The sequence below is a fragment of the Kitasatospora sp. NPDC036993 genome (assembly GCF_055607525.1).
Genome location: NZ_JBVJRP010000020.1, coordinates 60,989 through 74,358, shown reverse-complemented (window position 1 = coordinate 74,358; position 13,370 = coordinate 60,989). Strand labels below are relative to the sequence as shown.

Below are 13,370 nucleotides of genomic sequence, written 5' to 3'. Positions count from 1 at the left end.
TACAGCGCGACGTCGTTCAGCCCACCGTCGGCAGTACGCCCTGGCGAGGAGAACCGCATTGACCCTCAATCCGACCGCGCCGCATCGGAGTTACCGCCGCCGAACGGCCGCTCTGCCCGTCCTGGTGGCGGCGCTCGCGCTGACCGCGGCCTGCTCCAACAGCTCCGGTGGTTCGGGGGGCGGTGGAGGCGGGTCGGCCGAGTCGCTCACCGGTGACTGCGCCAAGTACCAGTCGTACGCCGGGCATTCGGGCACGACGGTGACGATGTTCGCCTCGATCCTGAGCCCGGAGTCGGACAACCTGGAGAAGTCCTGGGCCGAGTTCGCCAAGTGCACCGGGATCAAGATCAGCTACGAGGGCTCGAACGACTTCGAGTCCCAGCTGCCGGTCCGGGTGTCCGGCGGCAACGCCCCGGACTTCGCGGTCATCCCGCAGCCCGGCCTGCTGGCGCAGATGGTGAAGAGCGGGAAGGTGGTGAAGCCGCCCGCGGAGACCGTCACGAACCAGGGCAAGTGGAGCCCGATCTGGAAGACCTACGGTTCGGTCGACGGCAGCTTCTACGCGGCCCCGATGAGCGCCAACATGAAGTCCCTGGTCTGGTACTCGCCGAAGACCTTCAAGGCGGCCGGCTACGAGGTGCCGAAGACCTGGGCCGACCTGATGTCGCTCAGCGACAGGATCGCCAAGGCGGGCGGCTCCAAGCCGTGGTGCGGCGGCATCGCCTCCGGGACGGCCACCGGCTGGCCGGCCACCGACTGGCTGGAGGAGGCGGTGCTGGGCTCGTACGGCGGCGAGGTGTACGACCAGTGGGTCGGCCACCAGGTGAAGTTCTCCGACCAGAAGATCACCGACGCGATGCGGACGGTCGCCGGCTGGATGCAGAACCCGGACTGGGTCAACGCGGGCTTCGGTGACGTGAAGTCGATCGCCACCACCACCTTCCAGGACGCGGGAACGCCGATCCTGAGCGGCAAGTGCCTGATGCTCCAGCAGGCCTCGTTCTACGAGGCGCAGTGGCCCAAGGGCACCAAGGTCGGTCCGGACGGGGACGTCTTCGCCTTCCACCTGCCGGCGGTGAACCCGGCGATCGCCAATCCGGTCGAGGGCGGCGGCGAGTTCCTGGCGGCCTTCTCCGGCCGGCCCGAGGTGCAGGCGGTGCAGAACTACCTGTCCAGCTCGGACTGGGCGAGCAGCCGGGTGAAGACCGCGAGCGGCTGGGTCTCGGCCAACCAGGGCGTGGACAGGAGCCTGTACACCGATCCGATCGACAAGCTGTCGGCCGAGGCGCTGACCGACCCGTCGGCGACCTTCCGCTTCGACGGCTCCGACCTGATGCCGGCCGCGATCGGTGCGGGACAGGAGTGGAAGTCGCTGACCGCCTGGTTCGCCGAGGGGCAGTCGATCCAGAAGACCGCCGCCGACATCGACGCCGCCTGGCCGCAGTAGCCGAGGCGCCGCCCGGTGCCGTCCCGGGGTGTCGGCGTCCGGACCTCGGGCTCCGGGCTCCGGACTCCGGCGCCCGCGTTCCGGACACCGGCTTCCGGCTTCCGGTTTCCGTTCCGGTTCCGGGGCGGGCCGGACGCACACCGAGGACCACCTGTCGAGGGCGGTGCGGGGCCACCCACCCGCACCGCCCGCCCCCTTCCCACCACACCCGAAGGGACGCGCAGCCATGTCCGTACCCGGATTCCCGACACCCGTCGCCGAGGCGGCCACCACGAGACTGGCGGCCGGTGCCTGGAGCGACGCGGCGGTCAAGTTCGGCAACACCGTCGGAGCCGTCGCGGGCTTCCTCGGCATCCTGCTGGTGGTCTTCCTGGTCGCCGGCCGGGCCAGGGGCCGCCTGTCCCGCCCGCTGGCGGTCGGGGTGTTCCTCGGCCCGGCGGTGGTGCTGCTGGCCGTCGGCCTGGTCGTACCGCTGGTCCGCACGGTCTACCTCAGCCTCAGGAACGACGACAGCAGCCGGTTCGTCGGCGGCGAGAACTTCGGCTGGGCCTTCACCTCCGACCCGGTGCGGAAGGTGCTGGTCAACACGCTGCTGTGGCTGGTGGCCGCGCCGCTGGCGGCGACCGGGCTGGGCCTGGTGCTGGCGCTGCTGGTGGACCGGATGCGCGGCCAGGCGGTGTACAAGTCGCTGATCTTCATGCCGATGGCGATCTCGCTGGTCGGCGCGTCGATCATCTTCAAGTTCGTCTACGAGTCGCGCGGGCCGGGGCGGCCGCAGATCGGCCTGCTCAGCCAGCTCGCCGTCGCGGTGGGCTGGGACGACCCCCCGAACTGGCTGCTCTCGCAGCCGCTGAACACCTTCCTGCTGATGGCGGTGATGGTCTGGGTGCAGACCGGTTTCGCGATGGTGGTGCTGTCGGCGGCGATCAAGGCGATCCCGGCGGAGGTGGTGGAGGCGGCCCGGCTGGACGGCGCGAGCGGGGTGCGGCTGTTCTGGTACGTCACCGTGCCGATGATCCGCACCACGGTGATGGTCGTGCTGACCACCGTCATGATCATCACCCTGAAGGCCTTCGACATCGTCCGCACCATGACCGGCGGCAACTTCGGCACCCAGGTGCTGGCCAACGAGATGTACTCGCAGTCCTTCGTCCAGTTCAACGCCGGGCGGGGCAGTGCCCTCGCGGTGCTGCTCTTCCTCGCGGTGCTGCCGCTGGTGGCCTACAACATCGTCCAGCTGCGGAAGGAGCGTGAGGTGCGGTGACCAGGACGGACGGTCGGGAGAAGCCGGTGCGGAGGGCCTTCAGCAGCCCGCTGGCCTCGGTGTTCGTGATCGCGATGACGGTGCTCTGGACGATCCCGACGCTGGGTCTGTTGGTGACCTCGCTGCGGCCCAAGCAGGACGTGACCGACAGCGGCTGGTGGAACGCCTTCCTCCACCCGGACCTCGGCCTCGGCAACTACCACGCGGTGCTGTTCGAGGGCGGTTCCGGTGTCTCCAGCGGCCTGATGCCCTTCCTGGTCAACTCGCTGGCGATCAGTGTCCCGGCGACGGTCTTCCCGCTGGTGCTGGCGGCGATGGCGGCGTACGCGCTGGCCTGGGTGCGGTTCCGGGGGAGCGACGCGGTGTTCTTCACGGTGTTCGCGCTCCAGGTGGTGCCGATCCAGATGGCGCTGATCCCGCTGCTGCGGCTGTTCGCCGGCGGGGCGCACCTGGGCCCGCTGACGCTGATCCCGGCGGTGGACCTGAGGGGCAGCTACGCGCCGGTCTGGCTGGCGCACACCATGTTCGCGCTGCCGCTGGCGGTGTTCCTGCTGCACAACTTCATCGCCCAGCTGCCGCGCGACCTGATGGAGGCCGCGGTGGTGGACGGCGCCTCGCACTTCAAGATCTTCCGTTCGATCGTGCTGCCGCTGTGCACCCCGGCGCTGGCCTCGTTCGCGATCTTCCAGTTCCTGTGGGTCTGGAACGACCTGCTGGTGGCGCTGACCTTCGCGGGCGGCACGCCGGAGGTGGCGCCGATGACGGCACGGCTGGCGCAGCTGTCCGGCTCGCTGGGCGGGCGCTGGGAACTGCTCACGGCCGGGGCGTTCCTGTCCATCATCGTGCCGCTGATCGTCTTCTTCAGCCTCCAGCGCTACTTCGTCCGGGGGCTGCTGGCCGGGTCGGTGAAGGGGTAGCCGGGGAGTTCCTGGTGGCGAGGGCGTTCTGAACACGTTCAGAGTCAACTTTTGAACCTGTTCAGAATGGTCTACAGTCGGCAGCGTCCGAGGCGCCGAGCGCGCCCGCCGGCGGACCACTCGTGGGTGGCCTCCGCATGCCCGCCGACCACTGAGGGGGACTCATGTCAGGTCTGTCCGCGCCTGTCCCGTCCGATGAACCGGGTCCGTCCGGACCGCAGGGCCCGACTGAGGCGCGAGGCCCGGCCGAGGCGCGGGGGCCGGCGGCGCCGCAGGGCCCGACCGCCTCGCAGGGCCCGACCGCCTCGCAGGGCCCGGCGGCGCCGCAGGGCCCGATCGGGGCGCCCGGATCGTATGACCCGCACGATCCGTATCGGCCGTACGACCCGAACCGGCCGTACGGCTCCCATGGCCCGCACAGCCCGTACGGCCCGCACGGCCCCCACCGTGCGCCCGGCCCCGGCCCGCAGGGCGGGTGGGGTCCGGGCCTGAAACCCGGTGCGCCGGAGCCCCAGGCCGGCGCGTGGCTGCGCCGCAGTGACCCGGAGCGTCGGGCGGGGGCCACGCCCCGGGTCGTCCTGGCCGCCCTGCTCACCGGCCTGCTGACGGCCTGGCTGCTCTACGGCGGCCTGGGCGCCAACCTGCTGATCTGCGGCGCCGCCACCGCCGTCGGGGCCGGGTTCGCCGCCCGGGTGGCGGGTCGTCGGATCCGGCCCTGGACGGCTGCCTGGAGCCTGCTGGCCCTCGCCCTGCTCGCCGTCCCGGCCTGGTGGGACGCGGGCTGGCCCGCGGTGCTGGCCGCCGTCGGCGCGCTCGCACTGGCCTCGCTGGCCCTGCACGGCGGCCGCCGCTGGCCCGGTGTCCTGCTCGCCCTGCCGGGGATCCTCTGGCAGTCGGTGCCTGCCGTGGGCTGGGCCTGGACCAGCATGGAGGGGCGCGCGGTGCCGGGCCGCGGCCGGATCGTCCCGGTGCTCAAGGCGCTCGCGGTCGCCGCCGGCCTGCTGACCGTCTTCGGCCTGCTGTTCGCCAGTGCCGACGCCGCCATGGCGGACCTGCTGGGCAACCTCAGCCCGGACCTCGACCTCGACCAGCTCCCGGGGCGCGGCGCGCTGTTCGTGCTCGGGGCGGTGGCCGCGCTGGGCTTCGCCCACATCGCGGCCGGCCCGCGCCGCTGGGACCGTACCGAGATCAGGCCGGGCCGGGAGCGCCGCCGGCTGGAGTGGGCGCTGCCGCTGGTCGCGCTCGACCTGATGTTCGGCGTCTTCGCGGTGGTCCAGGCCGTGGTGGTGCTCGGCGGCGCGGACGCCGTACTGAGCAACACCGGGATGAGCCGCTCCGAGTACGCCCGGCAGGGCTTCTGGCAGCTGAGCGTGATCACCGTGCTGACCCTGGTCGTGGTGACCCTCGCCAAGCGGTGGGCCCCGCGCACCACCCCCACCGACCGGCGGGTGGCGCGGATCCTGCTCGGCCTGCTCTGTGTGCTGGCGCTGGCCGTGGTCGCCTCGGCGCTCGGCCGGATGTGGTTCTACGTGGACGCCTCCGGGCTCACCCGGCTGCGGCTGTGGGTGCTGGTGGTGGAGGTCTGGCTGGGCGCCGTCTTCCTGCTGCTGATCGCCGCAGGGCTGGCCCGCCGCACCGACTGGCTGCCGCGCGTCGTGCTCCTCAGCGGGATGCTCACCCTCGCGGTCTACGGCCTGATGGGCCCGGACGCGATCGTCGCCGAGCAGAACGTCACCCGGTACGAGCAGGCCCTGCGGACCGATCCGCCCGCCGCCGCCATCGACCTGCGCAACGTCCGCTCGCTCTCGGCGGACGCGGTGCCCGCCCTGGACCGGCTCCCCGAACCGCAGCGGAGCTGTGCGCTGCAGCTGATCGCGCAGGACCTGTACGGGGAGCCGAAGCCCTGGTACGCGACCAGTCTCGCGACCGCCCGGGCGCGGGAGGCCCTGGCGGAACGGCCCCTGGAGGGCTCGACCGCGATCGGCCGCACGGCCTGCGACTGGGCTGGGCTGTCGTACGACGCCCGGTAGACCGACCGGGGCGGGTGGCCCGCGGACAACGCCCGGGGCCGGCCGGGAGCGTGTTGCTCCCGGCCGGCCCCGGGCGTTGCGGCGCCGTCGGCGCGTGGCAGCGCGTGTCGGCGGTGTCGCGGATTTGGTGCCTCGCGGCGCCGTCAGTGCATCGCGACGGCCGAGGAGTCGCTCGGCAGGTCGCCGGCCTTGGCCTTGATCACGAAGACCGCGACCACCAGGGCCACCGCCGCGAGGGCGGCGCCCACGATGAAGCCGTGCGAGATTCCCTCGGTGAGCACGGTGTTGGCGGCGTTCGTGCCCTGCGGGAACTCGTGGTGCTGCTGGAAGTAGGCCAGCTGATCCGGCGTCGCGGTCGCCATGAACGCCGGCAGCTGCACGGTGGCCTCGGCCGTGGCGTAGTGCGCGAAGACCGTGGTCAGGATCGACAGGCCGAGCGAACCGCCGATCTGCTGCATCGAGTTGAGTAGGCCGGAGGCTGCGCCGGTCTCCTCGCCCGGGACGCCGGCGACCGAGAGCAGCATCACCGGGACGAAGATCAGGCCCATGCCGAAGCCGAACACCACCGTGGGGCCGAGCACCCCGTCCAGGTAGCCGCTGTCCTTGCCCATCTGGGTCAGCCAGGTGAGGCCGACGGTGACCAGCAGCGCACCGCCCGCCATGAAGGGCTTCGGACCGTACCTGGCCTGGAGGTTGGAGGCGATCTGCGCGGCGACGACGATCGCGACGCTGATCGGGAGGAAGGAGACGCCGGCCTTCAGCGGGCTGTAGCCGAGCGGTCCCTGCACGAACAGCACGACGTAGAAGAAGATGCCGAACATGGCCGCGGCCAGGCAGAGCATCATCACCAGGCCGCCGGTGCGGTTGCGGTCGGCGAACAGGTGCATCGGGGTGATCGGCTGGTCGGTGCGGCTCTCGACCACGAAGAACGCGGCGAGCAGGATCGCGCCGGCCGCGAAGGAACCGAGCGTGATGCCGTCCGACCAGCCGTCCGAGGCGGCTCGGATGAACCCGTAGACCAGGCCGACCAGGCCGAGTGTCGAGGTGAGCGCGCCGGGCAGGTCGAAGCGGCCCGGGTGGCGCTTGGACTCGGCGATGTAGCGCGGCGCGGCGATCGCGATCAGGATCGCGATCGGCACGTTGACGAAGAACACCCAGCGCCAGTTCAGGTACTCGGTGAGCAGGCCGCCGGCCAGCAGGCCGATCGCGGCGCCCGAGCCGGCCACCGCGGAGAACACGCCGAACGCCCGGTTGCGTTCCGGCCCCTCGTCGAAGTTGGTGGCGATCAGGGCGAAGGCCGTCGGGGAGCAGATCGCTCCACCGATGCCCTGGAGCGCGCGGGCGGCCAGCAGCAGGCTGCTGTCCTGGGCGAAACCGCCGAGCAGCGAGGCCAGTCCGAACAGCAGGGTGCCGAAGATGAACACCCGGCGGCGACCGAGGATGTCACCCGCGCGACCGCCGAGCAGCAGCAGGCCGCCGAAGGTCAGCGTGTAGGCGTTGATGACCCAGGACAGGTCGGTGGTCGAGAAGCCCAGGGCGTCCCTGATGTGCGGCAGTGCGATGTTCACGATCGTCGCGTCGAGGACGACCATGAGCTGGGTGGCCGCGATGACGGTCAGGGTGATGCCCTTGCCCCGTCCCTGGCCGGACTGCGGTGGTGAGTTCTTGCTGAGCGTGTCGGAGATAGCCACGAATGTGCCCCCTGCTGGCTATGTGCTCGGTGGTGCGGGTCCGGCGGATGCGCCGGTCCGGGCGCGGCGGTGCGCCCTTGCGCAGGCCTGGAAGGAACGGGATCGTTCACTAATCGGGACGATATCCTGGCCGTGATTGTGAACGCAAGCGTTCCTTAAGGATGGTGGCGATGGAGCGGTTGGTGCGACGCCTGGTGACGGACCGGTCCGGTCGGTCGTCGGGTCGGTCACCGGGGGAGACGGCCCCTCGGCCGGCGGAGGCGGGGGCCGCGGCGGGGTCCGGAGCCGTGGTCGGCACCGGGGCGGTGGCCGCGGGGCCGGGCGTCGAGGAGGGTTCGGGGCCGGGTGTCGCACCCGACTTCTGCCCGGTGCGGGCCGCCCGCCAGGCTCTGGCGAGGCCGGTTCGGCGGCGGGGGAAGGAACTGGAGAACGCGATCTTCGAGGCCGCGCTCGACCAGCTCACCTCCGGCGGATACGCGCGGCTGACCATGGAAGGGGTCGCCAGTGCGGCACGGACCGGGAAGGCCGCGCTCTACCGGCGCTGGGCGTCCAAGGACGAACTCGTCATCGACGCCCTGGACGCCACTCTCCCACGCCCTTACGACACCCCCGACCTGGGGTCCGCGCGGGACGAACTCCACCGGCTCGTCGAGGGGTTCACGGAGGCGATGACCTCCCGGGTGGGCTCCGCGCTCAACGCCCTGATGGGCGAGATCGACCACGAGCGGGCCGAGGTCTTCAAGGGCTTCATCACCGACCGGGTCCTCGAGCCGACCGCGCGGACCATCCTGGAGATCCTGCGCCGTGGTGCCGCGCGCGGCGACGTCAGGCCCGGCGCCGCCACCCCGCTGGTGGCGGACGTCATTCCGGCGGTACTGCTCTACCAGGTCAAGATCCGAGGGCTGGAGACCATGGGGCCGGACTTCGCCGGCCGCCTGGTGGACGAGGTGCTGGAGCCGATGATCCGGGCCTGAGTGGGTCCGGGCCGTCCTCGGCGGGTCGGTGTCGGGCTCGCTGCCGGGCTCGGGGCTTGGGTCGGGGCCGGGGCCGGGCCTCGGGCGGCAGGGAATCCGCGGTCGTGGGGCGGGCTTAGGCTGGAGGCTGCCCCCGCTGAACGGAATACGCCATGCCGATCGTCCCTCCGACGCACTCCGTCGAACGCTCGCTCCGCCGGGCCGGCGCCAAGATCGTCGTCGGTCTCGACGAGGTCGGGCGCGGCGCCTGGGCCGGGCCGGTCACCGTGGGTGCGGCCGTCACCGGCCTGCGCAAGGCGCCGGAGGGACTGACCGACTCGAAGCTGCTCACCGAACTGCGCCGCCGCGCGCTCGCCCCGGTCCTCGCCGACTGGGTCACCGCGTACGCGCTGGGGCAGGCCTCGCCACAGGAGTGCGACGAACTCGGCATGACGGCGGCGCTGCGGCTGGCCGCCGTCCGCGCGCTGGAGGCACTGCCGGTCGAGCCCGACGCGGTCATCCTGGACGGCAAACACGACTACCTCGGCGGCCCCTGGCGGGTGCGCACGGTGATCAAGGGCGACCAGTCCTGCATCTGCGTCTCCGCCGCCTCGGTGCTCGCCAAGGTCCACCGCGACGGCCTGATGGCCGAACTGGGCGAGGGGTGCCCGGAGTACGGCTTCGCCGACAACGCCGGCTACCCGTCCCCGGTGCACCGTGCCGCCCTGGAGGAGCACGGTCCCACCGGGCAGCACCGGCTCTCCTGGGCGTACATGGACGCACTGCCGAGGTGGCGTCACCTCAAGCGCGTCCGGGAGGTCGCGGGTGGCGGTCAGGGGTCCGCCGACGAACAGTTGACGCTCGGTTTCTGATGGTCCGTCTGGAATTGCCCAGGTGAGGGTGGCGGAGCGGCGGCGCCCAATGGGTGGGGTGCCCGTGCGCGTCCGACCGGCATTTGATAGATATCCGGGTATGCCTGCCTTCCCCGAGGAGCCGGAGATTCACGAGAGCATTCCGGGCCCCGGCGTTCCCGTCCCCCGCGAGTCGGACGCACCAGCCCCCGCCACCGCACCCACCACCGTCGCCGCCCCGGCGCCGGTGCCCGGCCCCCGTCCGGAGCCTCCGCGCCCGGCCGCGCCGCGCGCCGCCCGTCCGGGACCGCCGCGACTGATCCCCAAGCCCGGACCGGCGCCGCGCCGTCCGGCCCCCGCCGCGCCGCAGACGGAGATCCGGCGGATCGCCGCCACTCCGGCGCAGGCGGTGGAGCGCGCCGATGACGCGGTCGACCAGCTGCTGGAGTCCGGGCGTGACCCGGGCGCCATCCTGGTGCTGACGGTCGGCGGGGCGCACCCCTGGCAGCAGCACGAGCTCTCCTTCGGTGAGGAGCGCTACTGGGCGCAGCTCGCCGAGGGCGGGGACGTGTTCTACGCGGACGCCGCACTGACCCGTCCGGTCCGCCGCGAGGTGGTCGTCCTGGTGGTCAACGGCGGACCGTCCGCCCGGGCCGCCGAGGCGTACACCAAGGCGCTCGGCCACGCGACCTCGCTGCTGGTGGTCTGCGGCGACGCCGGCCCGACTGCCGCGGGCGCGGCCGGCACCGCGCCGGGCCGCCCGGTCAAGGCCTGACCCCAGTCGTCCACTCCGGGCCCGGTGCCGTCGTACGGTGCCGGGCCCGACGTCCGTCCTGCGGTGCTCGACGGCCGGTGGCCGGTGGCCGGTGATCCGTGCGGCCGAGGCCGCCGCCGGATCAGCGCGTGCCGGTGCGGCGGGTCGGTTCGGTCGCTGCGATCCGCGCCGGGGCCCACGGGGGTTCGGACTGCGGGGCGCGCACCGCGTCCTCGCCGTGCTGGGCCTGCTCGGGCGCCGACTGGCGGGTGAGCTGACCGCGCGGGGCGTCCAGCGCCGAGCGCGGCGGCAGCTCCGTCACGGTGTGCACCGGTCCGTCGGCCCACGAGCCCGCGTGTGGCTTGCGCCCGCCCCGCCCGTCCCCGAGGACCTGCCAGCCCGCCGGGGTGAGTCCGATGTACGCGCCGCAGCGCAGTCCGTGCAGCGCGGACGCGTCCCGCAGCGCCCACATCCAGGCGCCGTCCTGCTCGGTCCAGCCGGGCGCGCCGTCGCGGCAGCGCAGCAGCACGGCGGTCCGGGTCGGCTCCGGCAGCCGCAGGTCGTGCGGGATGATCCGGCGCAGGTGGGTCAGCAGCGCGTTGCGGTGCTTCCAGCCGTCGGTGTCGTGAGGCCAGGGGGTGAACGAGGCCGAGGCGACGAGGTGGTGGAGAACGTCCAGGACGGCGAGCACGACGGTGCCCGGCGGGGGCAGGTGGCGCTGGTGCAGCTCCAGGACGAACTCGCGAGGGTCGCGCAGCAACGGGATCCCCGAGGCGGTCCAGGCCTCCAGGTCCAGCACCCGTCTGGGTTCCGCACTCCCGGAGAAGGGATTCTGACCTCGGTCGATGCCGTTGATCACGATCCTCCTTCCTGGCCCGTGGGCAGTCGGGTGCCTGGGTACGCCGAAGGGCGGATCCAACGGACCGGGTTTCGGGTACCTCCCAATTCTCGGGGCATCGGGGCCGGAGCGGCAACGATGAAATGATGAACGCCATCCGATAGTCCATGGTCTGCCGGATATGTTCCACAGCGGATCCAGCGCCGCGAAGGTGCCGCCAGGCCTTGATCCACAACGCCCGGAGGGCAGGGCGAACCGTCATCGGCACGGTGACCACTCCTTTCCCGGGCCGTTCGACCGGTGTGACCGAAATCGCTTCGCCTGATCCTTTCTGCTAGGCCATTCGAGTGAACGAGGTGGGTTTCGGCGACGGCTTTCCGCCGTTCCGTCACCCCTGCACGGCCAGTACCAGTGGCAGCACCGCGCTCGCCCCCGCCCGGCGCAGCAGTCGGGCGGCCACGGTGACCGTCCACCCGGAGTCGACGAGGTCGTCCACCAGCAGCACCGGCCCGCCCGCGGCCGCCACCGCCTGCTCCACCTCCGGTGGCAGGACCAGCGCGCCGGCCAGCGAGTGCAGCCGCTGGGCGCTGTTGCTGCGGGCGCCGTGCGGAGGCAGCCCGCCGGCGTACTCGATCCGGCCGAGCAGCGGCAGCCGCCCGATCTCGGCGATCCGCGTGCCGAGGCTGCCGACCAGCCGGGGCCTGGCCGAGGAGGCCATGGTCACCACGCCCACGGGCCGCTCCAGCCGGGCGCCCTCCGTCGTCTCCGGCCCGGCCCAGCCGCCCGGACCGCGGGCCCAGTCGGCGAGCACCGCCACCAGCGCGTCCACCGCCTCACCGGGCACCGGGACGTCCGGCGCCTGCTCGGCGAGCAGGGTGCGCAGCCGGTTGCCCCAGCCGATGTCGGACAGCCGGCCGAGCGCCCGGCCGGTCTCCGCCTGCTCGCCCGCCGGGATCCTGCCCTTGAGCGGCACCCCGAGCGCGTCCATCCCGGTCGGCCAGAGCCGGCGCGGCTCGAAGCTCACGCCGGGGCGGCCGAGGGCGGCCCTGGCCGCCGCCAGGATCTCGGCGGAGACGTCAGGGGTGTGCAGCGGCCCGGCGCAGTTGTCGCACCGCCCGCACGGCGCGGCCTGCTCGTCGTCCAGCTGACGGCGCAGGAACTCCATCCGGCAGTCGGTGGCCGAGGCATACTCGCGCATCGCCCGCTGCTCCGCCTCCCGGGAGGCCGCGACCTTGGCGTAGCGGGCGGTGTCGTACTCCCAGCTCTGCCCGGTGGCCGTCCAGCCGCCCTTGACCCGGCGGACGGCGCCGTCCACGTCGAGCACCTTGAGCATGGTCTCCAGCCGGGCCCGGCGCAGGTCCACCCGGGGCTCCAGGGCCGCGGTGGAGAGCGGGCGGCCCGCCTCGGCCAGCGCGTCGATGGTGCGGCGCACCTGCTCCTCCGGCGGGAAGGCCAGCGAGGCGAAGTAGCGCCAGATCGCCTCGTCCTCACGCCCGGGCAGCAGCAGCACCTCGGCCCGGTCCACGCCGCGCCCGGCCCGGCCGACCTGCTGGTAGTAGGCGATCGGCGAGCCGGGCGAGCCGAGGTGCACCACGAAGCCGAGGTCGGGCTTGTCGAAGCCCATGCCGAGCGCGGAGGTGGCGACCAGCGCCTTGACCCGGTTGGCCAGCAGGTCGGCCTCGGCGGTGCGGCGGTCGGCGTCCTCGGTGCGGCCGGAGTAGGAGGCCACCGGGAAGCCGCGCTCGCGCAGGAAGGCCGTCACCTCCTCGGCCGCGGCCACCGTCAGGGTGTAGACGATGCCGGAGCCGGGGAGCCGGTCGAGGTGGTCGGCCAGCCAGGCGAGGCGGTGGGCCGGGTCGGGCAGGGAGAGCACGCCCAGGGTGAGGCTCTCCCGGTCGAGCGGCCCGCGCAGCACCAGGGCGTGCTCGTCGGTGGCGCCGGTGCCGAGCTGCTCGGCGACGTCGGCGGTGACCCGGGCGTTCGCGGTGGCGGTGGTGGCCAGCACCGGGACGCCGGGCGGCAGGTCCGCGAGCATGGTGCGCAGCCGGCGGTAGTCGGGGCGGAAGTCGTGCCCCCAGTCCGAGATGCAGTGGGCCTCGTCGACCACCAGCAGGCCGGTGGAGGCGGCGAGCTCGGGCAGCACCTGGTCGCGGAAGTCCGGGTTGTTCAGCCGCTCGGGGCTGACCAGCAGGATGTCGACCTTCCCGGCGCCGACCTCCTCCTGGATCCCGGCCCACTCGTCGGTGTTGGCCGAGTTGATGGTGCGGGCGTGGATGCCGGCCCGGCCGGCCGACTCGACCTGGTTGCGCATCAGGGCGAGCAGGGGCGAGACGATCACCGTCGGTCCCGAGCCGCGGGCCCGGAGCAGGGCGGTGGCGATGAAGTAGACCGCGGACTTCCCCCAGCCGGTGCGCTGGACGACGAGGGCACGGCGGCGGTCGACCACGAGGGCCTCGATGGCCGTCCACTGGTCCTCGCGCAGGGTGGCTCCGGGGCCGGCGAGCTCGCGCAGGACGGCCTCGGCCCTGGCCCGGACCTCGGCTCGGTCGGCGGTGGCGGTGGTGTGGGTGTCGGGCTGCTGCATGGCGTCCATGTAACCCCGTGCCGCTGACAAGCGACGAATGC

The 13,370-nt window shown here is 72.9% G+C and carries 10 protein-coding genes; 7 read left to right on the top strand and 3 right to left on the bottom strand.

The window, feature by feature from the left end:
* Nucleotides 1-58 precede the first annotated feature (58 nt).
* The 4 genes from ACZ7C5_RS32430 (at nucleotide 59) to ACZ7C5_RS32415 (ending at nucleotide 5,658) form a co-directional block, all read left to right on the top strand.
* Nucleotides 59-1,447, top strand: a complete 1,389-nt coding sequence (locus tag ACZ7C5_RS32430; protein ID WP_470324054.1) for an ABC transporter substrate-binding protein — start codon at nucleotides 59-61, stop codon at nucleotides 1,445-1,447.
* Nucleotides 1,448-1,673: 226 nt separating this feature from the next.
* The gene (locus tag ACZ7C5_RS32425; protein WP_188294925.1) at nucleotides 1,674-2,711 is read left to right on the top strand and encodes a carbohydrate ABC transporter permease; all 1,038 of its coding nucleotides are present in this window, start codon (nucleotides 1,674-1,676) and stop codon (nucleotides 2,709-2,711) included.
* Nucleotides 2,708-3,628, top strand: a complete 921-nt coding sequence (locus tag ACZ7C5_RS32420; RefSeq protein ID WP_317619903.1) for a carbohydrate ABC transporter permease — start codon at nucleotides 2,708-2,710, stop codon at nucleotides 3,626-3,628. Before ACZ7C5_RS32425 ends, ACZ7C5_RS32420 begins: the two co-directional genes overlap by 4 nt.
* A gap of 164 nt (nucleotides 3,629-3,792) precedes the next feature.
* Nucleotides 3,793-5,658 carry a DUF4153 domain-containing protein gene (locus tag ACZ7C5_RS32415; RefSeq protein WP_470324053.1) on the top strand — a complete coding sequence of 622 codons (1,866 nt, stop codon included), beginning with the start codon at nucleotides 3,793-3,795 and terminating at the stop codon, nucleotides 5,656-5,658.
* Between the two features lie 143 nt (nucleotides 5,659-5,801).
* Here ACZ7C5_RS32415 and ACZ7C5_RS32410 read toward each other — a convergent pair whose 3' ends face one another.
* Entirely contained in the window at nucleotides 5,802-7,349 is a 1,548-nt protein-coding gene (locus ACZ7C5_RS32410; protein ID WP_401091942.1) for an MFS transporter, read from the bottom strand.
* Nucleotides 7,350-7,636: 287 nt separating this feature from the next.
* On the opposite strand from ACZ7C5_RS32410, the gene ACZ7C5_RS32405 reads away from it, so the two are divergent.
* From ACZ7C5_RS32405 to ACZ7C5_RS32395, 3 genes are all read left to right on the top strand, one after another.
* Entirely contained in the window at nucleotides 7,637-8,323 is a 687-nt protein-coding gene (locus ACZ7C5_RS32405; protein WP_470324052.1) for a TetR/AcrR family transcriptional regulator, read from the top strand.
* Nucleotides 8,324-8,475: 152 nt separating this feature from the next.
* A complete protein-coding gene (locus ACZ7C5_RS32400) occupies nucleotides 8,476-9,174 on the top strand; it encodes a ribonuclease HII (protein WP_401091944.1) in 699 nt (232 codons plus the stop codon).
* A 100-nt stretch (nucleotides 9,175-9,274) separates the two neighbouring features.
* Nucleotides 9,275-9,928, top strand: coding sequence for a hypothetical protein (locus ACZ7C5_RS32395; protein ID WP_401091945.1), 654 nt, complete (start codon nucleotides 9,275-9,277; stop codon nucleotides 9,926-9,928).
* A 121-nt stretch (nucleotides 9,929-10,049) separates the two neighbouring features.
* Here ACZ7C5_RS32395 and ACZ7C5_RS32390 read toward each other — a convergent pair whose 3' ends face one another.
* Both ACZ7C5_RS32390 and ACZ7C5_RS32385 read right to left on the bottom strand, forming a co-directional pair.
* The gene (locus tag ACZ7C5_RS32390) at nucleotides 10,050-10,766 is read right to left on the bottom strand and encodes a hypothetical protein (protein ID WP_401091946.1); all 717 of its coding nucleotides are present in this window, start codon (nucleotides 10,764-10,766) and stop codon (nucleotides 10,050-10,052) included.
* A gap of 367 nt (nucleotides 10,767-11,133) precedes the next feature.
* Nucleotides 11,134-13,329: a RecQ family ATP-dependent DNA helicase gene (locus ACZ7C5_RS32385; RefSeq protein ID WP_401091947.1), complete on the bottom strand. Its 2,196-nt coding sequence runs from the start codon at nucleotides 13,327-13,329 to the stop codon at nucleotides 11,134-11,136.
* Nucleotides 13,330-13,370 lie beyond the last annotated feature (41 nt).